This window comes from Marinobacter sp. LV10R510-11A (assembly GCF_900215155.1).
Classification (GTDB): domain Bacteria; phylum Pseudomonadota; class Gammaproteobacteria; order Pseudomonadales; family Oleiphilaceae; genus Marinobacter.
On record NZ_LT907980.1, the window covers coordinates 3,512,048 to 3,531,536 of the forward strand.

Sequence of the window (19,489 nt, forward strand, 5' to 3'; positions counted from 1 at the left end):
GCAAGCTAGCAAAATAGACGCCCAGCTAACTTAAAGCCATTAATACAGAGACTGATATGCAGACGGCTAATCTTCTGCCCCTGATTCTGGTTCTCGCCTTGGTTGCCTATGGCCTCGCATACATGCGATCCCGGGCTGTGGCGGCGCCCCTCGGCGGTATCCGGAATCTCAAGGCTCTTCCATTCTACTATGCGGCGCGTGCGGCGCTTTGGTGTGCCATTCCCGCACTGATTGTGCTGGCAGCTTGGGCTGGTTTTGAAGGTAAGGTTATTCAGGGCATTGTGATCGGATCCTTGCCTCAGGATACCTGGCCAGAATCTGCTGGGCAGGCCAGCCTGATTCTCTCCCAGATCAGCAACGTCGCAGCGGGCAAGCTCGATCCTGAGTTCGTGCCGGAGCACATTGCCGGGGCAGCGTCGCTACTCGAGGCAGTTGAAAATCAGAGCGAGAACTTCAAGACCACCCTCGTAATACTGATCGCAGTATTGGGCGCTACGTTTGCATGGACCCGAGTTGCACCTCACATCAATGCCAGAAAAAACGTCGAAACAACCCTTCGTCGGATCTTCTTTGTGTGTGCGGCATTGGCGGTGTTGACCACTGCGGGCATCGTGTTCTCGGTGATTCTGGAGACCATACGCTTCTTCGGCCGCGTGCCGATTACCGAGTTCCTGTTTGGGACCAGCTGGAGCCCCCAGACCGCCTTGCGCGTCGATCAGGTGGGTTCCGACGGTGCCTTTGGCGTTATCCCTCTGTTCACGGGCACTCTGTTGATTTCCGCCATTGCTCTGCTGGTTGCAGTGCCTGTCGGCCTGTTGTCTGCCATCTACCTGTCTGAGTATGCCAGCAAGCGTATGCGCTCAACGGTGAAGCCGGTGTTGGAGCTGCTAGCGGGTATTCCTACCGTCGTTTACGGCTTTTTCGCTGCGTTGACCGTCGCCCCTTTTATCCGTGATCTTGCCGAAATGGTGGGCCTGGAAGCCTCTTCCCAGAGTGCACTTGCTGCGGGGCTGGTCATGGGGATCATGATCGTGCCATTTGTGTCTTCGCTGTCAGACGATGTGATTAATGCCGTTCCCCAGGCCATGAGGGACGGTTCCCTGGCACTGGGTGCTACCCAGTCAGAAACCATGAAAAAGGTGATTTTCCCGGCGGCCCTGCCTGGCATTATTGGCGGCATTCTGTTGGCGGCATCCCGCGCCATCGGCGAAACCATGATTGTGGTGATGGCGGCAGGGCTGGCTGCCAACCTGACGGCCAATCCTCTGGAGTCGGTAACGACAGTGACCGTTCAGATTGCAACATTGCTGGTGGGTGATCAGGAATTTGATAGCGCCAAGACACTGTCGGCCTTTGCCCTCGGTATGTTGTTGTTTATCGTAACGCTGCTGCTCAACGTGGTCGCACTGAAGATTGTACGCAAATATAGGGAACAGTATGACTGATCAACGTTCTCAGGCAGAGATCGTCCGCAAGTCGCTGAAACGCCGGTACCGTAAGGAGCGTCGATTCCGACTGTACGGTATTCTGGCGATTTCAATTGCGCTCGCGTCTCTGTTTACCCTGTTCGCCGATATTGTCAGCAAGGGATATACCGGGTTCGTCAAGACCACCATCACTCTGGACGTGAATCTCGATTCCGCAATGATGTACCTTGATGATCCAACCGATGCGGATCAACTGTCCATGGCGGATTTTACCGCGCCGATTATCGCCGCATTGCAGGAGCATGTTCCGGAGGCGCACAGCGCGGCTGAAAAGCGTGAGCTGGGCCGTTTTCTGGGTACCTATGCAGCCAGCGAAGTCCGCGATTTACTGATAAAAAATCCGGATCTTCTGGACACCACCCAAACCCTAGAGTTTCCGGCCCATGATCGGGTCTCGGTATACGTCAAGCATGCGGACAATCCGCGGTACAGCATCAAACTTTCCGAGCAGCAGCAACGCTGGGTGGATGAGTTGTTGGAAAAAGGGGTTATCGATACCAGCTTCAACGACGTGCTGTTCAGTCGAGGTGACTCCAGGGAGCCTGCCAACGCCGGTGTTCTGGGTGCGATAGTCGGTTCTTTGATGGCCATGCTGGTCACGTTGGGCATCGCGTTCCCAGTGGGTATTGCGGCAGCAGTCTACCTCGAAGAATTCGCGCCACAGAATAAACTTACCGATTTTATCGAAGTGAACATCAATAATCTGGCTGCGGTACCTTCCATCATTTTTGGTCTGCTGGGCCTGGCGGTATTCATAAACCTGTTCGGTATGCCCCGGTCGGTTCCGGTGGTAGGCGGCATGGTGCTGGCACTGATGACCCTGCCAACGATCATCATATCCAGCCGCGCGGCCATCAAGAGCGTGCCGCCCTCAGTACGGGAGGCTGCGGAGGGTGTCGGGGCCTCCAAGATGCAGGTGGTGCTTCATCACGTGATACCTCTGGCGATGCCCGGCATGCTGACCGGTTCTATCATCGGTATGGCTCAAGCTCTGGGGGAGACAGCCCCGCTGCTGCTGATTGGCATGGTGGCCTTTATAGTGGACGTGCCAGGCGGCTTTTACGATTCGGCCACTGTGCTTCCGGTACAGATTTACCTATGGGCAAGCAGCTCCGAGCAGGGTTTTGTAGAGCTGGCATCTGCCGCCATCATGGTGCTGCTTGCCTTCATGATCAGTATGAACGCACTGGCGATCTGGCTGCGTAAACGGCTTGAGCGTAGCTGGTAAGGAGAATGATATGAACACGATGAATCCGAGTATTTCCGCAGAAGCCGGCATTCGAGACCAGGGGGTAGCGATTCCTGTGCCTGAAGAGAAGCCCGAAGATACCGTGATTGAAGAAGGCATGACGGTCGGAAAGCCATTTGCCGACGACCCTAAATTCAAGCTTCGTAATGTGGAGGTTTCCTACGGCGCGGCCCGGGCGATCAAGAATATCAGCATGGATATTGGCCGAAACGAAGTCATTGCCTTCATCGGTCCTTCTGGTTGCGGTAAGTCAACTTTTTTGCGATGCCTGAACCGGATGAACGACAGCATTGAGATTTGCCGCGTTAAAGGCTCTCTTGAACTGGACGATCAGAACATCTATGACCCAAAGCGCGACGTGGTTGAACTGAGGGCCAGGGTAGGCATGGTGTTCCAGAAGCCAAACCCCTTTCCGAAATCGATCTATGACAATGTGGCCTATGGCCCCCGAATCCACGGTCTGGCAAATCGTAAGTCCGAGCTTGACGACATTGTCGAAAACAGTCTTCGCAAAGCTGGCTTGTGGAATGAGGCCAAAGACCGTCTAGACTCCATGGCAACCGGCATGTCCGGCGGCCAGCAACAGCGGCTGTGTATTGCCCGCGCCATTGCTGTCAGCCCGGAAGTGATACTGATGGATGAGCCATGTTCGGCCCTTGACCCGATTGCAACTGCACGGGTGGAAGAACTGATTGCCGAGATGTCCGAGAGCTACACTATTGTGATTGTGACTCACTCCATGCAACAGGCAGCGCGGGTTTCTAACCGCACCGCCTACTTCCACCTGGGCCACCTTGTGGAGGTAAACGATACGAGCAAGGTATTTACCACGCCCGAACATCAACTGACTGAATCCTACATCACCGGTCGTTTCGGTTGATCCGGGTGCAAAGAATAAGGGAGAAACACTATGCCTGCGAAGAAGGACGACGTTTACGGAGATCACATCTCCAATAAGTTCAACGATGAGCTTCTGGCCCTGAAAACCCGTTTCCTGAAAATGGGCGGTTTGGTGGAAACCCAGATTGACAGCGCCGTTGTGGCTCTGATGGAGGATGATGACGATTTAGCGGAAGAGATCCGGGCCAAAGACAAGTTGGTGGACAGGATGGAGATGGATATTGATGAAGAGGCCATGCTCATCATCGCTCGTCGCCAGCCAACGGCCCGAGATCTGCGGCTGGTGATCTCGGTGATCCGAATGGTTGCGGATTTGGAACGGGTGGGCGATGAAGCCAAGAAAATCGCCAAATTTGCGATCAAACTCTCTGAAGAAGGGCAGTCGCCCCAAGGCTATGGGGAAGTGCGCCATATTGGTGCCCATGTAATGGGAATGCTCCGCGACTCATTGGATGCGTTTGCCAGACTGGATTCCGAACAGGCTCTGCGGGTAATGAAAGAAGACAAGCGGGTGGATGAGGAATACCAGGGTGCGGCCCGCAGCCTGCTGACATTCATGATGGAAGATCCCCGCAATATTTCACGCTGTATGTCGGTGATGTGGGTTCTGAGGTCACTGGAGAGGGTAGGAGATCACGCCTGCAACATTGCCGAGAACGTGATCTTTATGGTCAAGGGTGAAGATGTCCGGCACACGCCGATGGAAGAAGCGGAGCGGGTTGTGGGGCGCTAAGCTCAGGCCTGCTTCATTTTGTCGGTATAGGGAGGCCAGCCCATAGGCTTTCCGGCCAGCAGGTGAAGGTGGATGTGGAACACGGTCTGGCCAGAGTTTTCACCACAGTTCATCACGGTGCGGTAGCCATCCTCGGCAAAGCCCATCTCTTTAGCGAGTTTCGCAGCCACCCAGAACAAGTGGCCCGCCAACTCGCGATCCATTTCCTCGATGTCATTGATGGTGGGGATCACTTTTTTCGGAATGATCAGCAAATGCACCGGAGCCTGAGGATTGATGTCGCGAAAGGCCAAGCTGATGTCGTCTTCGTAGACGATATCTGCCGGAATTTCGCGGTTGATAATTTTAGTGAAAAGGGTTTCGGACATGATGAATTCCTGTTTTTGTCGCTTGATTTTTCAGGTACTTAAAGTTCACTCAGGCCCGGCAGCCGGGAGGCCAGTTGCCTGATGATCGCCGGCAGCTCATCGTCGATGCCCATAGCATAGCGAGCTACCCGATTACGGGCAAAGGGTAAGGCACGCGCGGTTCCCAGGCCGATGTTCCGGAGCAGGTGAAGCGGCGGAGCCTGGTTGCTGAACAGGTGATAGAACGCATCCATAGCAAACATCATGCGCCGGTTCGCCGGCCGCCGTTGCTGCTCGTAATGGGCCAGCACTGACGGTTCGGCTAGGTCTTTGCCCGCCCGTCGGGCCTCTTTCAGAACGCTCTGCAGGCACTGGGCATCCTGAAAACCCAGGTTCACACCCTGGCCCGCCAATGGGTTGATGGTGTGGGCGGCGTCACCCGTGAGCACAATACGGCCCGCCGAGTAGTGTTTGGCGTGTTGCCGGGCTATGGGAAAGCTGGCTCGGTCTTCAATATGAGTAAGGTGCGGCAGTTCTGCAGGGAAGCCTTTCTGTATTTCTGCCATTAGCGCTTCATGGCTCAAGCTTTTAAGGCGGGCGATTTCCTCCGGTGCGTCATACCACACCAGTGACCCTCTGCTCTCACCGGGGTAATCCGGGCCTGCGCTGTGCAGCGGCAGGAAGGCCCTAGGGCCAGAAGGATAGAAACCCTGCCAAGTGATGTCTTGCACCTGGCCCTGATAACGCACGGAAATGACCATCGCTTGCTGGCCGTACTGATTGCGAGTAACGCCTATGCCCGCCATGTCTCGCACCCGGGACTGCGCACCGTCGGCACCGATAACCAGTGTGGCCGTCAGCTGCTGGCTGTCGTCAAGCGTTACCGTTGCCAAATCAGCCGTCTGGGTAATGCTGGAAACGCCGTTGCCGGCCAGAATAGTAACTGAAGGTTGTGCTTCTGCGGCTTGCCAGAGACCTTGCTGAGTCACCGAGTTCTCAACGATATGGCCGAGGTGAGTGGTGTTCAACCCGGCGGCATCGAATTCCACCTGGTTTGAGGTTCGCGGTAGTAGGTTGCTCAGCGGATGCCGGGTTTCATCCCACACAGCGAGGCGACGATAGGGGGTCGCCCGCATATTGAGGATGTAATCCCAAGCGCCAAGGCTTTGCAGGTAGCGTTCGCTGCCCGCGCTCAGGGCAGACACGCGGATATCGGGAGCCGTTTGGGGATCGAATGTGGGGGCTGGGGCGCGATCTACCATCGCGACGTTGAAGCCATCCCGACCGAGGCCGGTGGCGAGTGCAGCGCCGACCATACCGGCGCCGACAATCACAATATCAAAAGCTTGAGTCATATCGGGTTCCTGTCTGATGTCCACAGTTTACGCGATGGCAAAGATCAGACAAGCGACCGGGATCAAGCCGGCTGTAAAAGCACCATTAACCTACCACGCCGGCCACCTGCTGTTCTGATGATTCTGCGGGCCGGTGACGGCTTTTTATAAGCCAAGCAGGCTTCTGGGCCCCGGGCTTTATGAAGCCCCGGTTGAGCACCATGGGTTGCACCAAGTTTAGAAAATCCGAGGTTTTCATGTGCAGGGATTCGGTATGGCTTCCTGCGGCAAACGCGAGTTCTGGCTGTTCTGTCAGGGGTTCTGCGCAGTAAACGGTCATGCCGAACAGGTTGCCAAAGGGCGGCATGGCGCCGACCTCGCAATTGGGGAAACGATCCTGGAACGCCTGCTCATCGGCAAGATCGACAAAATCGGTTTCCAAAATACGTGAGAGGCTGTCCCAGCGAACACGCCAAGTGGCCGGCATGACCAGCATGGCCATTTTTCCATCGAGTTCAATAATGACGGTTTTGACGGCCTTGTCACCCGCGATTTTTACGTGGCGAGCAAGTTCTTGAGCGGTAAACGCGGGAGGATGAGTGAGGCACATGTATTCAACATTTGCCTCCTCAAGAAACTCCTTCAACTGCTGCACAGGCATAATGACAGCCTCCTACCAGCAATAACAGCAAACCGGAGTGGCTGATTTAGTGCTTGTCCTGCTCCGGCGATGGCCTGGCGGGGCTGTTCGGCCCCGCCATTATTGGTCAGCTTAGCTGAGGTTGTTCAGTTTGCGAGTAACGTGTTGTATCTATGCGATACAGATTGCTACCTCACTCGGTTTTGTACACGTGTACGTCGCGCTGGGGAAAAGGAATGGTGATGCCCTCGGCATCGAACGCCTTTTTCACTTTTTTGTGCATGTCCCAGTAGTATGGCCAGAGGTCATCGGTGGCAACCCAGGGGCGGAACATCAGGTTGACCGAGTTATCACCGAGGCTGCCGACGCAGATCCGCGGCTCCGGATCTTTCAGGGACCTCTCATCCTCATCAAACAGTCGCTGAAGGATGGCTAGGGCCTTGTCGATATCGTCGTCGTAGTGAATGCCGAAGGTCATGTCACAACGACGCTTGTCATAAATGCTGACGTTCACCAGGGTCTCGTTAGACAGGCTGCCATTGGGAATGACGACACGACGGTTATCGAAGGTATTCACCACGGTGTAGAGAATCTGGATCTCCGCAACGGCACCCAGGAATCCCTGCGCCTCGATGGTGTCACCCACCTTGAAGGGTTTGAAGATCAGTATCAGCACGCCCCCGGCGAAGTTGCCAAGGCTGCCCTGAAGCGCCAGACCGATGGCCAGGCCGGCGGCACCGATGACGGCGATGAATGAGGTGGTTGCGATACCGATCATCGAGGCAACCGAAATCAGCAGCATGACCTTGAAAATAATGCTTATCAGGCCGCAGAGAAACTTGTTCAGGGTCGGATCTTTCGCGCCCAGCTTTTTATCGAGAACCCCAACGAACCGATTGATCAGCCAGAGGCCGATAACCAGCGTAACGATGGCCAGCACGAATTTCGGGGCATAGGTCATGACCAGCGCAATGGCCTGGTCCACGTATTCAGAGGCGCGCCCGTCAGCGCCAAGTAGATCTTCCATAGGGGATTCCTTGTTGATTCCTGTTTCTTATATATGACGCCATCAGTGTAAGTTGGCCGAATGTATTCAAGGCTTCATATAGCAGACGAAATGATCGAGGTTAATCTGAGCCGCTATTTGAGCGTGTATTGTTTACGCAGAGGCATTGTCACTGGCCCACCCGATAACGGCATCCGGGCCTCCACGGACAAGTATCCGCCCCTGTTTCTGGCCGAGCTGGTAGTCGTACATTGGGTCGTAGTAGTTCTGAAGAAGCGGTTGAATCCACGCATCGTGAGCGTGAACATCGCCGGTGCTTTGTTGTTGTGCCAGCGCTTGCTCCATGTGGCCGCGTAATTGGCTGTAACGCTCGCCGCCCAAGCGTTTGCTTATACGCTCGAGCGCCCCGAGAAGGTAGTCGCGGAAGTTCAACCAGCCGGCTTCCTCGCCGTCACGGCTCATATAATCGACAGACATGTTTTCCACGTAGTCTTCCCGGATAATCTGTGTGCGTTCTTCCAGCGATCGCTCTAGAATAAGCATCGGTGCATGTGTTATCCGCTCTTTCAGGGCATCCGGCATGGCACAGCGGCCAACTAGGCGGCTTTCATCTTCCAAGTAAACAGGGCCGCCTATTAAATGGTGAGCCTTTAACATGGCAACGGCCAAACGGTTTTCGAAATCGATCTGTGATGGCTGTGGTGTCACCTGACGCCCGAAGCTGGAGCCTCTGTGGTTTGCCAGCCCTTCAAGATCTACGGGGTTTAAAAGTTGCTGCAGTACGCGGGTTTTACCTGTTCCTGTGCGCCCGCTAACGATGTGGAAATCACCGGACTCGACAAGGTTGTCGAGGCTGTCGATAAGGAATCGGCGCAACGCCTTGTAGCCACCCTGAACGAGTGGGTAATCAATGCCTGCATCCTTTATCCATTGCTGGGTCAGCTTAGATCGTAAGCCGCCACGAAAGCAGAACAAGTAGCCCTCCGGATGACGTGCCACAAACCGTTTCCAAGCTTCAATGCGCTGGGCTTTGATGTCGCCAGCCACGAGCTGGTGGCCCAGCCGGATTGCTTCATCTTGGCCTTTTTCTTTGTAGCAGATGCCTATCTGGTGCCGCTCTTCGTCGTTCATCAGCGGCGCGTTTTCAGCACTAGGGAAGCTGCCTTTGGCAAATTCCACGGGTGCCCGTACATCCATTAATGGGGTGTCGTTCAGGAACAGGGAAAGGTAGTTGTCGGTATCGGGTCTGCTTGCCATTTCAGGGTTCGATCGCGTGCCAGAGTGAGGTGGCAGTATAAAGGAAATGAGGTTTTCCTGCTTTATGATCGTGGCGTTTGAAATGCTGGGGCTCGAAATTCAGCATAAAAAAAGGGCAACCCTAGGGTTGCCCTTTACCGGAACAGGTCGGCGCATCCTTGCGCTGAGTGCAACAGCCGTGTTGCGAATCCTTGTGCCACTCCGTGGTGCCGGCTTCCGAGCCAGCTATCCAAATAGTTATCCCTTAAGCCTGATATCCCTGTGTCCCTGCTTCTCCCTGCAATCCATGCCGGGGTGCATCCAGTGCGTCGTCCTTTTCCCTGTCATCCTTGACGAGATCACTATACCAACTGGACACATGGAAACCTGTGAACTCTGCACGCTTGTGCGACGTGTCTGCTTGCTGTGGTGGTGCCGGACTATACGTATCATAAGGTTAGGGGATTATAGGGTGAGGTTGGTAACGGTTGCGTACACAAAGTTACGGCAGGATCTCACAGGTTTGTGCGAAATATCTCACACTGATTCGGGCGAATCTCTCAAGTCTCTTTTGCCGGCTTTACGTGTACCCGGCCACGGGAGTAGCCCGATCAGTATTCCTGCGCCGTCGGCAACCAAATCTGTCAGGGAAAAATCCCTATAAGGCAGGCTGGCCTGAACAGCCTCTATGCCCAGCCCAAAACCCAGAAGTGCCGGTGCATACCAAATGGTGCGGAGCCCCGGCCAAGCCAGCCGCGTAACGATGGTAAGCTCAAAGAAGGCGATGAAATGATTGACTTTGTCGCTGGGCGCCGAGGGGATCGGATAGTCGCTGCTTGTGGTTGCCAGCAGGCCAATGGCAATTACTGACAGCAGCAGAACAAGACGCCACAATAACTGATAGTGAAGCAAGGCTAGAAGTTGGTGTTTCAGTGTTGCCATTGGTGAAATCCGTCAGAGTTCTCTGGCTGTGTGAAGGTTTTCAACATGATATGCTTTGCGCCCCGTCACTGTCATTGAAGCGGAGGGTTAATCAGCGATGCTCAGAGGTAATTTTTTTCGTGGACTGGGCTACCTGGGTGAGGGGTTTCGCCTGATACGCCAGCCGAGCCTGCGATTGTTTGTTGTGATTCCGCTTGTGATCAACATTATTCTCTTCGGGTTGCTGTTCTATTTTCTGGGCGAAATTTTCGGCGCTCTGATTGCCACCGCTATGGGCTGGCTGCCTGACTGGGCTTGGTTGCAGGCTCTGGACTGGCTTTTCTGGATTCTATACGGGGCCGTGATCCTGCTTATGCTGGCTTACGGCTTTGTGATCGTCGCCAACCTGATTGGTTCCCCGTTTTATGGTTACCTGGCGGAACTCACTGAAAAGCACCTCACCGGCCAGGAAATCAGCACTGACGATGGCTGGGCTGCCATTATAAAGGACATCCCCCGGGCACTCTGGCGCGAAGTGCAAAAAATCGTCTACTACCTGCCGCGGGCCATTGGCCTGTTTGTTATCGGCTTGATCCCGGTGGTCAATCTGGTTGCGGCTGTGCTGTGGTTTTTGTTTAACAGTTGGATGATGGCGCTGCAGTATGTGGATTATCCCGCAGACAACCATAAGGTTAGCTTTAAGGCGTTGCGCCAATTGCTTGCCGATACTCGACTGTCTGCGTTGGGTTTCGGGCTGCCGGTCGCCTTGGCGGCCATGGTACCTGTTCTGAATCTTATTGTGGTTCCCGCAGCTGTATGCGGCGCGACTGCTTATTGGGTGCGTGAAAACGGCGCAACACGAAATTAAAGAGTTTGGAGGATTTTTGGACGCATCGGAATTTGTTATTGGCCAGCGCTGGGTAAGCCACAGCGATACCGCGCTTGGTTTGGGCATAGTGACAGATATTTCCGGCCGGCGGGTTACCTTGGGGTTTCCTGCCGCTGATGAAGAGCGCACTTACGCTATTGATAACGCACCGCTTTCGCGCATCGTGTACCAGATTGGCGAGGAAATTGAGACCTTCGAAGGCGCCAAGTATCGGGTGCGAGCGGTAGAGGATCTCGGCGGCGTGTTGTTGTACCACGCGGAGACGGAGACGGAGGCAGAGGTCGATGGCGGTGAGCAGTTTGATGAAAATATTGAGCAGATATCTGAGGTAAAACTTGCCGGCACCGTAAACTTTTCGGCGCCGCACCAGCGTCTGTTTGCCGGCCAGTTTGATCGGAACGGCGCCTTCCGTCTGCGCTTTGCGACACTGCAACACATGGATCGGTTGCGCGCTTCACCCGCTAGAGGCCTGATTGGTGCACGCACACAGCACTTGCAGCACCAGATTTATATTGCCCACGAAGTCGCAAAGCGCCATGCGCCACGGGTGCTGTTGGCGGATGAGGTTGGCCTAGGTAAAACCATTGAGGCCGGCCTTATTCTGCATTATCAGCTGCAGACAGGCCGGGCTCGTCGCGCCCTTATTGTGGTGCCGGATTCGCTAATACATCAGTGGCTTGTAGAAATGCTCCGGCGTTTCAATCTACGCTTCTCCATTGTTGACCAGAGCCGCTACGACGCTTTGAAAAACAGCGAGGGCGACGTAGACGCTCTGATGAATCACATATTCGGGGACGAAGCTGGCGTTAACCCGTTTGAAAGTGACCAGCTGGTGCTGTGCAGTCTCGATTTTCTGGTGAATAGCAAGACGGCCCAGAAGGATGCACTTAAGGCTGATTGGGATTTGATGATTGTGGATGAGGCCCATCACCTCGCCTGGAGCCCAGAGAGTGTCAGCCCTGAATATCAAGTGGTAGAAGAGCTTTCTGCAGTCAGTGAAGGCCTGTTGCTGCTGACAGCAACGCCGGAACAGATTGGTATCGCCAGCCACTTTGCCCGGCTTCGCTTGCTCGACCCAGCGCGCTTTCACGATTTACAGGCGTTTCAGGAAGAAGAGCAACAGTACGAGGTGGTCAACAGTGTTGTGCGGCGCTTGCAGGATGAGGGTGCGGGCATCCATGACGACGATCGCAAGGCTCTAGAAATCTGGTTGGGTGACGAGTTGCAGCAGTTACTGGAAGGCGATTCGCCGCGTCAGTCCGTTATCGACGCACTGCTCGATCGCCACGGCACCGGGCGAGTACTATTCCGTAATACTCGTGCGGCTATTCAGGGTTTTCCTGAGCGACGGGTCAACCCCGTGCCGCTGGAGCGCCCGGCCATGTATCAGGGCCAGGCGTTCGGCTTTCCAGGCTTGGCACCAGAGCAGTCCGTGCCGGTCGAACAGTGGCTGGCAGACGACCCGAGGGTTGCCTGGTTGGAGAAAAAGCTGGCGGGGCTACGCCCAGCCAAAGTCGTGGTTATCTGCGCCTTGGCCGAAACCGCCATGGCGCTGGAGCACTATCTTCAGCTCCGGGCCGGTATTCGCAGTGCTGCTTTCCATGAGCACTTGAGCCTTATAGAGCGTGATCGGGCAGCGGCCTATTTTGCCGACGACGAGCAAGGTGCTCAGGCGTTGATCTGCTCGGAAATCGGCAGCGAGGGGCGTAATTTCCAGTTTGCTCACCATCTGGTGCTGTTTGATCTGCCCGCGAACCCGGACTTGCTTGAGCAGCGTATCGGGCGCTTGGATCGTATTGGCCAGACCGAAACGATTGATATCCACATTCCTTATCTTCAGAATACGTCCCAAGAGGTTCAGTACCGCTGGTTCCAGGATGGCCTGAACGCGTTTGCAGAAAGCTGCGCCGTTGGCGTGGCTGTGCAGGAAAAGGTTGGCGAGCAGTGGAAGAGCGCTATTGAAGGCGAGCTTTCCGTGCTGGATGGCTTGGTTGAGGCATCTGCAGCTGAGACGGCCCGGCTGAAAACGCTCCTGCAGAATGGCCGTGATGCGCTGATCGAGCTCAATTCCTGCCGTGGGGATATAGCCGATAGGCTGATCGCCGGCATTGAAAAGGAAGAAGGCTCCGTTCAAGTGCGTGATTACATGGTAGAAGCCTTCGACATTCTTGGGGTGGATATCGAAGACCACTCTGAGCATGCCGATATCCTGCGCCCTGGTGAGCAATATCAGGCTGGTCACGTGACCGAGCTGCCAGAAGACGGGATAACCGTCACTTGGGATCGCCAGCATGCGCTGGAGCGTGAAGACATCGCATTCATGAGCTGGGAGCACCCCATGGTGACCGGTGTGATGGATTCGATAACCAGCTCTGGGCTGGGCAAGGCGGCTCTGGCTAGCTTGTCGGTAAAGGCACTCCCAGCAGGCACGCTGCTGATGGAAGCCGTGATGACCGTGCATTGCCCAGCACCCGAAGCCTTGCAGCTGACCCGTTACCTGCCGGTATCGCCCTTGCGCTTACTTGTAGATGTGAACGGCAAAGAACTCTCGGCAGCGCTGCCCCATGATCGTTTGAATGACATGTGTTCAAACATTCGCCGGCGCATCGCTCAGGCGATTGTGCCGCGGATTCGACCGCAGGTGGAAACCATGGTGGATCATGTGGAGCGGCTATCCGCACCGTATCTAGAGCCCATGAAGCAAAAGGCGCTGGAGCAGTTAGCGGCGAACTTTGAGCCGGAAATTCGCAGGCTAGAAGCCCTTAAAAAAGTGAACCCGGCCATTCGCGACGAGGAAATCGATTATTTTCGCAATCAGCTGGATGCCGCCCGCGAGGCAATCGGGCATGCCAGCCTAGATTTGGAAGGTATACGGGTTATCGTTACCGAATGAGACTGTTTTTTTGAGACGTCGTTAACCCTTTGGCGCCATTGTACCTGCTGGTCAGCGGCCATCTGATGCGATACCGTAAACGTAACGAATTGTAGTTTTAACCATGGATGACAGAGAGAACCTATGATGACATTTATTCTGTTTCTAGTGGCGCTGGCAGGCTTGCTTATTGTTATGCGGCGTGAATCTGGTGCCAAACCGGCTATTGGTGTAATGGTTGTGGTTGGTGTGCTCTCAATGATCTTCGCTTCAGGATGGCTGGCCCTGATTCTCTTTGTTGGTGCTGCCGTTACCGCAGCGACCGGGTTGCCTGCCCTTCGTCAGGGCTGGTTGACCCCGCGTGCTTTTGCCATGTTCAAGAAAGTTGCCCCAAAGGTGTCCGATACCGAGAAGGTAGCGCTTGAGGCGGGCACAGTGGGCTGGGACGGTGAGTTGTTTACCGGGCGGCCAGACTGGCACAACCTACTGATCAACCGTCACACAGGCCTAAGCGAAGAAGAGCAGGCCTTTGTAGATAACCAGTGTGTTCAGGCTGTCTCCATGTGTGATGCTTGGGATATTGCCGTAGAGCGCGCTGATCTTCCGAAAGAGCTTTGGGATTTTCTCAAGAAAGAGAAGTTCTTCGGCATGATCATTCCCAAAGAATATGGCGGGTTGGGCTTCTCCGCCAAGGCCCAGACAGCAGTGCTGCAGAAAATTGCTGCCAATGAAATGCTGATGATTTCTGTTGGCGTGCCGAACTCTCTCGGGCCTGGCGAATTGCTGGTCAAGTACGGTACTGATGAGCAGAAGAAGCACTACTTGCCGCGCCTGGCCGATGGTCGCGAAATTCCTTGCTTTGGTCTTACTGGTCCTCGTGCGGGCTCAGATGCCACCTCGCTGCCGGATGCCGGTATCGTGTGCAAGCGGGAGATAGACGGCAAGGAAGTGATTGGTATCAAGATGGATTTTGAAAAGCGTTGGATTACCCTTGCGCCCATAGCAACTGTTGTTGGCCTAGCGTTCCGCATGTTTGACCCGGACGGCTTGGTTGGTGACACGAAGGATTATGGCATTACCTGTGCGCTGATCCCCCGTGATACCAAAGGTATGGAAATCGGTCGCCGTCACTGTCCTATCGGGAGCCCTTTCCTGAATGGCCCGATCATCGGTAAAGATGTATTCATCCCGCTGGACTATATTATTGGCGGTATGGAAATGGCCGGGCAGGGCTGGCGCATGCTGGTTGAGTGCCTCTCCGTAGGCCGCTGTATCACCTTGCCTTCCGGCGCTGCCGGTGGTGCTGCTTACGCGCTTGGCACAGCGGGTGGCTTTACTCGAATTCGTCGTCAGTTCAATACCCCCGTGGCAGACATGGAGGGCGTACAGGAGCCCTTGGCCCGCATCGCGGCGAAAACCTACATTGCTCAGGCGGCCGTTAACCACACCGCCAACATGATCGATAAAGGCGAAAAGCCAGCCGTGCCTTCCGCCATCCTCAAATATCACCTGACTGAATTCCAGCGTGAGATCCTGACAGATGCCATGGATGTTCACGGTGGTAAAACGGTAACTCTGGGCCCCCGTAATTACTTGGGCATTGGTTATAGCGGCTCTGCGGTATCCATTACTGTGGAAGGCGCCAACATCATGACCCGCAGTTTGATGATCTTCGGTCAGGGGGCGATTCGTTGCCATCCATACGTGCTCAAAGAGCTTGCGGCCAAGGATAACGACGATATCAATGCGTTCGACGATGCCTTCTTTGGCCATGCCGGCCTGATTTTCGGCAACGCTGCCCGCGCCTTCACTCAAGCGCTTAGCCTTGGCCGTGCAGACGTTCCGTTCGACAGCGCTAGCCGCAAATATGCCCAAGCAGTTGCACGCTTCAGTGCGGCCTTTGGTTTGTGCTCGGATGCAGCCATGACCACCCTAGGTGGCGAGTTGAAGATGCGTGAGCTGATTTCTGCGCGCCTTGGTGACATGCTTTCTAACCTGTACCTGGCCTCTATGGTGCTCAAGAATTGGCACGAAACCCAGCCGGTGGAAGGCGAAAAGGAAGTAATGCAGTACAGCCTCGGTTTGCTGCTGCACCGTACTGAAGAGGCTCTGGAAGGATTTCTCCAGAATTTGCCTAATCGCGCGGTTGCTGTGGTTCTGCGTGCGGTCACCCTGCCTTTGGGTCGGAGTTGGGGCAATCCCCATGATGACCAGACGCGTAAGCTTGCACGGTTTATCTCGACCGATACACCCATTCGGCACAAGCTGCTTGCCGGTACCTGGACGACAGAAGGCGAAGGTTCCGTGGAAAATCCGGTGGCCACCTACAACAGTCTACTGAAGGACTACGATAAGGCTGAGCAGCTCTACCGCAAAGCGACCAAGGCTTATGCCAAAGGTGAGTTGCCCATGACTGCACTGCACCCAGAGCAACGCTTTGAGGCGGCATTGGAAGCAGGCATCTACACCAAGGAAGAGGCCGAGTTTATGCGCAAGTACGAAGCGGTCGTTCTGGAGATGCTCACCGTGGACGACTTCCCGTTTGATGAGTTTGCGCGTAACAAGGACACAGTGATTGATCACAACCCAGCGTAGTAGAGCGAGAGGCCCCTATGTGGTTATCGTTCGTTGCCGTTAGTGTTGGCGCCGTTTTCGGCGCCAACCTGCGCTGGCTGCTGAGTTTGTGGCTGAACACCAGCTACCACTCCATTCCTTATGGAACCCTTATTGCCAACCTCAGTGGGGGATGGCTGGTAGGTTTGTTGATTGGCTATTTCAGTCAAGCCAGTACACTTGCGCCTGAGTGGCGGCTGTTTGCCATTACCGGGCTTTGTGGCGCACTGACGACATTTTCGACGTTTTCCTTGGAAATGTTCGCAGCAATTCAGGATGGTAAATGGCCGATGGCGATAGCCGGTATTTTGCTCCATGTGGTGGGCTCCATCTTGATGACTGCTCTGGGTCTTTACAGTTTTGGCTTGGTAAAAGGTTAATCCGTAACACTACTTACACGATTTGTTGCAAAACTACTTGGCAAACTCGTGATTCAGGAGTAGAGTCATCTGCGTAGGAAAGATTCAGCAAAGCATTTCATGAATAAGGCGTACTCCGCAGTTAGTAGTATCCGTCCTGTTTTTGATTCAGCGAGTTCTGTATTTCCATAAAACGCTGACCGGACACATTCAGTGAATGGCGGCAGATAATATGATTGATTTCAGGAATTATAAGTATGTCTACTACTACCGGTACTGTTAAGTTCTTCAACGAAGCAAAAGGCTTTGGCTTTATCACTCGTGAAGAGGGCCCGGACGTTTTTGTTCATTACAGCGCTATTCAGGGCGGCGGTTTCAAAACTCTGGCAGAAGGCCAGCAGGTTGAGTTTACCGTTACCCAGGGCCAGAAAGGTCCTCAGGCGGAAAACGTTACTGCTCTTTAATCCGATTCGGATAGAGCAATAACCGCCAAAAAAGGTAGCTTCGGCTGCCTTTTTTTGTTGTAAAAATCCTGTTATTTTCCTGTGTTGGTGGGTTGATGTGGTACATTTTCAGCCGCACACAGAGTGTTACTGGGTTATACAACCGGAGAGTTTATGAAGCTGATTGGATCAACTACCTCGCCCTATGTTCGGCGAATCCGCATTCTGCTGGACGAAGAGCGCTACGAATTTGTTAACCTCGATATTTACGGCGAAGACCGTGACGAAATCAGGCGTAGCAATCCGGCGCTTAAAATACCTGTGCTAGAAAGCGATGGTCAGGAAATCTACGATTCCCGGATAATTTCCCGTTATATCAGCTCGAAGCAGGGCCGGGATCCTCTAACTTGGGATCAGCAGAACCAACTCACCCTCATTGATGGTGCCAACGACTCAGCCGTGACTTTGTTGCTGGCCAGGCGTTCCGGGCTGGATGTGGATGCTCCGGGCGTGTTGTTTTTTGACCTTCAGCGCGAACGCATTATGACCACCATGCGCACCCTCGCCGCTCAGGTTGAGGACGGGCAGTTTGAGGAGTGGAATTACCCGGCAATGTGCCTCTATTGTTTGGTGGACTGGATGGATTTCCGCAATCTTGTGGACTTCGCTGGTATTGACAGCCTAGTCGCCTTCCGTGATAGCCGACAAACCACCCCTTGGGTAGCTGAAACAGACCCGCGTCAGCCGTAAGCGTCACTTTATAAAGTGCCCGGCTTGTCGGGCACTTTATCACCTGTTTTCCCCGCCATTCTTTCCCCTAGTATTTTGCCGTTCTGAAGGCTTCTTCTCTGCCTGCTATTTTGTCGCAATTTGATATCGTACTGTCGCAATTTGGCAATGCGTTATTAACCCAAGCCGACTAGGTTCTATATTGGCGCCTTGTAAGTGCGCTGTGGCGTTTCGGGCATCTGGTGCTCGACCCCAAGAATCCAAAGGAAGGCATAATAATGACAAGACTGACAAGACTGACGAGACGGGATTTCCTCAGGTCAGACGTACTACTACCGGTTTCATACCTCCGACAGCCAGTCTCCCGTCGGCACAACACTAACGTTACCTGAAGGCCAAGTGGATTCGGTTCGGCTTGCGGTGGTCTCATGCGCCAATTATCCCGCCGGCTATTTCAACGTTTATCGCGAAGTCAGTAAACGCGAGGATCTGGATGTGGTTGTAAACCTGGGCGACTACATCTATGAATACAGCAGTGCAGCGGACAGTTACGCAGCTGCAGATGCGGCTACGCTGAATCGTACATTCCCGGCGGACAATGACCTGGAACTGATCAGGCTGAAGGATTACCGACGTCGTTACGGCATCTACCGCGACGATGCGGATCTTCAAACGTTGCACAGCAAAGTGCCGTTTATCGTCGTTTGGGACGACCATGAAGTGGCAAACGATGCATGGGAAAACGGAGCAGCGAACCACAATACTGGTGAAGGCGATTATGGCACCCGCAAGCTCGAAGCCCTGCAGGCATACTTTGAATGGATGCCGATTCGCCCGGTATTTGAAGGCAGTGACGAAGCCATTTTCCGCACCTTCCGGTTTGGAAACCTGGTTGACCTGCATATGCTGGATACGCGCCATATGGGCCGTGATGAGCAGTTGGATTACCTGGACTATTTCACGGCAACTGGGCTTGATCAGGCCCGGTTTACAGCGGATGTGGGAAGCACGAACCGCACACTATTGGGTGCCGAGCAGCTGCTCTGGTTGCGGGCCTCGCTGGGGTACTCCACAGCCACCTGGCAAGTGCTGGGACAGCAAATACTGATGGGGCGGATGAACCTGCCGGCGGAGCTGCTGGTTAAAATTGCAACGGAGGACTTTGATGGGCTGCCGGCGATGCTCGGAGAGCTAGCGCAGCTCAAAGGTATACAACTTGCCGGAGGCACACTCACACAGGAAGAGTCAGCACGAATAAACACCGCCGCGCCCTATAATCTTGACGCCTGGGATGGCTATCAGTATGAGCGCGAGGTGGTATTAGGTACCGCAAAGCAGTTGAACAAAAACCTGGTGGTATTAGCTGGCGACACCCATAACGCCTGGGCCAATAACCTGAAAGACAAGGACGGCCACCAGATTGGCGTAGAGTTCGCAACGGCTTCGGTGTCATCACCTGGCTTGGAGGAGTACCTAGAACTGCAGGGGGATCAGATTGCTGGAGCGGAGCAGGGTATTGGCTTACTGGCAGATGACCTGGATTACCTGAATATCAACCAGCGTGGCTATATGGTGGTGACATTCACCGCGGAGGAAGCGCGAGCCGACTGGTACTTTGTCGACACCGTCAAATCCCGTGATTACGCCATAGACACGGCTCGCAGCGCGAGCCGCAGTGTTCGCCCGGGAGCAGACGGCCGGTATCTGGAAACGCCCGCCTGAGGCAGGGTA

General features: G+C 54.5%; 17 protein-coding genes. 11 read left to right on the forward strand and 6 right to left on the reverse strand.

Going from position 1 to position 19,489, the window contains the following annotated elements; translation table 11 throughout:
* Window positions 1-56 precede the first annotated feature (56 nt).
* Genes pstC through phoU form a run of 4 tightly spaced genes read left to right on the forward strand, consistent with a single transcriptional unit; the run spans window position 57 to window position 4,369 of the window.
* Complete coding sequence (gene pstC / locus CPH80_RS16925; RefSeq protein WP_096279653.1) at window positions 57-1,445, forward strand: phosphate ABC transporter permease subunit PstC; 1,389 nt, start codon at window positions 57-59, stop codon at window positions 1,443-1,445.
* Complete coding sequence (gene pstA / locus CPH80_RS16930; RefSeq protein WP_096279655.1) at window positions 1,438-2,715, forward strand: phosphate ABC transporter permease PstA; 1,278 nt, start codon at window positions 1,438-1,440, stop codon at window positions 2,713-2,715. The genes pstC and pstA overlap by 8 nt, the downstream gene beginning before the upstream one ends.
* A 10-nt stretch (window positions 2,716-2,725) precedes the next feature.
* The gene (pstB, locus tag CPH80_RS16935; protein ID WP_096279657.1) at window positions 2,726-3,616 is read left to right on the forward strand and encodes a phosphate ABC transporter ATP-binding protein PstB; all 891 of its coding nucleotides are present in this window, start codon (window positions 2,726-2,728) and stop codon (window positions 3,614-3,616) included.
* A gap of 30 nt (window positions 3,617-3,646) precedes the next feature.
* On the forward strand, window positions 3,647-4,369 hold the full coding sequence (gene phoU / locus CPH80_RS16940) for a phosphate signaling complex protein PhoU (RefSeq protein ID WP_096279659.1): 723 nt from the start codon (window positions 3,647-3,649) through the stop codon (window positions 4,367-4,369).
* Between the two features lie 2 nt (window positions 4,370-4,371).
* Here phoU and CPH80_RS16945 read toward each other — a convergent pair whose 3' ends face one another.
* The 6 genes from CPH80_RS16945 to CPH80_RS16970 all read right to left on the reverse strand — a co-directional run bounded on the left by CPH80_RS16945 (window position 4,372) and on the right by CPH80_RS16970 (window position 9,874).
* On the reverse strand, window positions 4,372-4,737 hold the full coding sequence (locus tag CPH80_RS16945) for a histidine triad nucleotide-binding protein (RefSeq protein ID WP_096279661.1): 366 nt from the start codon (window positions 4,735-4,737) through the stop codon (window positions 4,372-4,374).
* Between the two features lie 38 nt (window positions 4,738-4,775).
* On the reverse strand, window positions 4,776-6,071 hold the full coding sequence (locus CPH80_RS16950; protein ID WP_096279663.1) for an FAD-dependent monooxygenase: 1,296 nt from the start codon (window positions 6,069-6,071) through the stop codon (window positions 4,776-4,778).
* 85 nt (window positions 6,072-6,156) lie between these two features.
* Window positions 6,157-6,711: an aminoacyl-tRNA deacylase gene (locus tag CPH80_RS16955; RefSeq protein ID WP_096279664.1), complete on the reverse strand. Its 555-nt coding sequence runs from the start codon at window positions 6,709-6,711 to the stop codon at window positions 6,157-6,159.
* Window positions 6,712-6,883: 172 nt separating this feature from the next.
* A complete protein-coding gene (locus CPH80_RS16960; protein WP_096279666.1) occupies window positions 6,884-7,717 on the reverse strand; it encodes a mechanosensitive ion channel family protein in 834 nt (277 codons plus the stop codon).
* Window positions 7,718-7,849: 132 nt separating this feature from the next.
* Window positions 7,850-8,953: a tRNA 2-selenouridine(34) synthase MnmH gene (gene mnmH / locus CPH80_RS16965; RefSeq protein ID WP_096279668.1), complete on the reverse strand. Its 1,104-nt coding sequence runs from the start codon at window positions 8,951-8,953 to the stop codon at window positions 7,850-7,852.
* A gap of 516 nt (window positions 8,954-9,469) precedes the next feature.
* Window positions 9,470-9,874 (reverse strand): VanZ family protein, encoded by a 405-nt coding sequence (locus CPH80_RS16970; RefSeq protein WP_096279670.1) that lies wholly within the window; start codon window positions 9,872-9,874, stop codon window positions 9,470-9,472.
* Window positions 9,875-9,971: 97 nt separating this feature from the next.
* Here CPH80_RS16970 and cysZ point away from each other — a divergent pair, with 97 nt between their 5' ends.
* From cysZ to CPH80_RS17005, 7 genes are all read left to right on the forward strand, one after another.
* Entirely contained in the window at window positions 9,972-10,721 is a 750-nt protein-coding gene (gene cysZ / locus CPH80_RS16975; protein WP_096279672.1) for a sulfate transporter CysZ, read from the forward strand.
* A gap of 16 nt (window positions 10,722-10,737) precedes the next feature.
* Window positions 10,738-13,635 (forward strand): RNA polymerase-associated protein RapA, encoded by a 2,898-nt coding sequence (gene rapA, locus CPH80_RS16980; protein WP_096279674.1) that lies wholly within the window; start codon window positions 10,738-10,740, stop codon window positions 13,633-13,635.
* 123 nt (window positions 13,636-13,758) lie between these two features.
* Entirely contained in the window at window positions 13,759-16,209 is a 2,451-nt protein-coding gene (locus CPH80_RS16985) for an acyl-CoA dehydrogenase (RefSeq protein ID WP_096279676.1), read from the forward strand.
* 17 nt (window positions 16,210-16,226) lie between these two features.
* Entirely contained in the window at window positions 16,227-16,607 is a 381-nt protein-coding gene (crcB, locus tag CPH80_RS16990) for a fluoride efflux transporter CrcB (RefSeq protein ID WP_096279678.1), read from the forward strand.
* 236 nt (window positions 16,608-16,843) lie between these two features.
* The gene (locus CPH80_RS16995) at window positions 16,844-17,050 is read left to right on the forward strand and encodes a cold-shock protein (RefSeq protein WP_096279680.1); all 207 of its coding nucleotides are present in this window, start codon (window positions 16,844-16,846) and stop codon (window positions 17,048-17,050) included.
* A gap of 153 nt (window positions 17,051-17,203) precedes the next feature.
* Entirely contained in the window at window positions 17,204-17,779 is a 576-nt protein-coding gene (locus CPH80_RS17000; RefSeq protein ID WP_096279682.1) for a glutathione S-transferase family protein, read from the forward strand.
* A 378-nt stretch (window positions 17,780-18,157) separates the two neighbouring features.
* Window positions 18,158-19,480, forward strand: a complete 1,323-nt coding sequence (locus tag CPH80_RS17005; RefSeq protein ID WP_227520229.1) for an alkaline phosphatase D family protein — start codon at window positions 18,158-18,160, stop codon at window positions 19,478-19,480.
* Window positions 19,481-19,489: the final 9 nt, after the last annotated feature.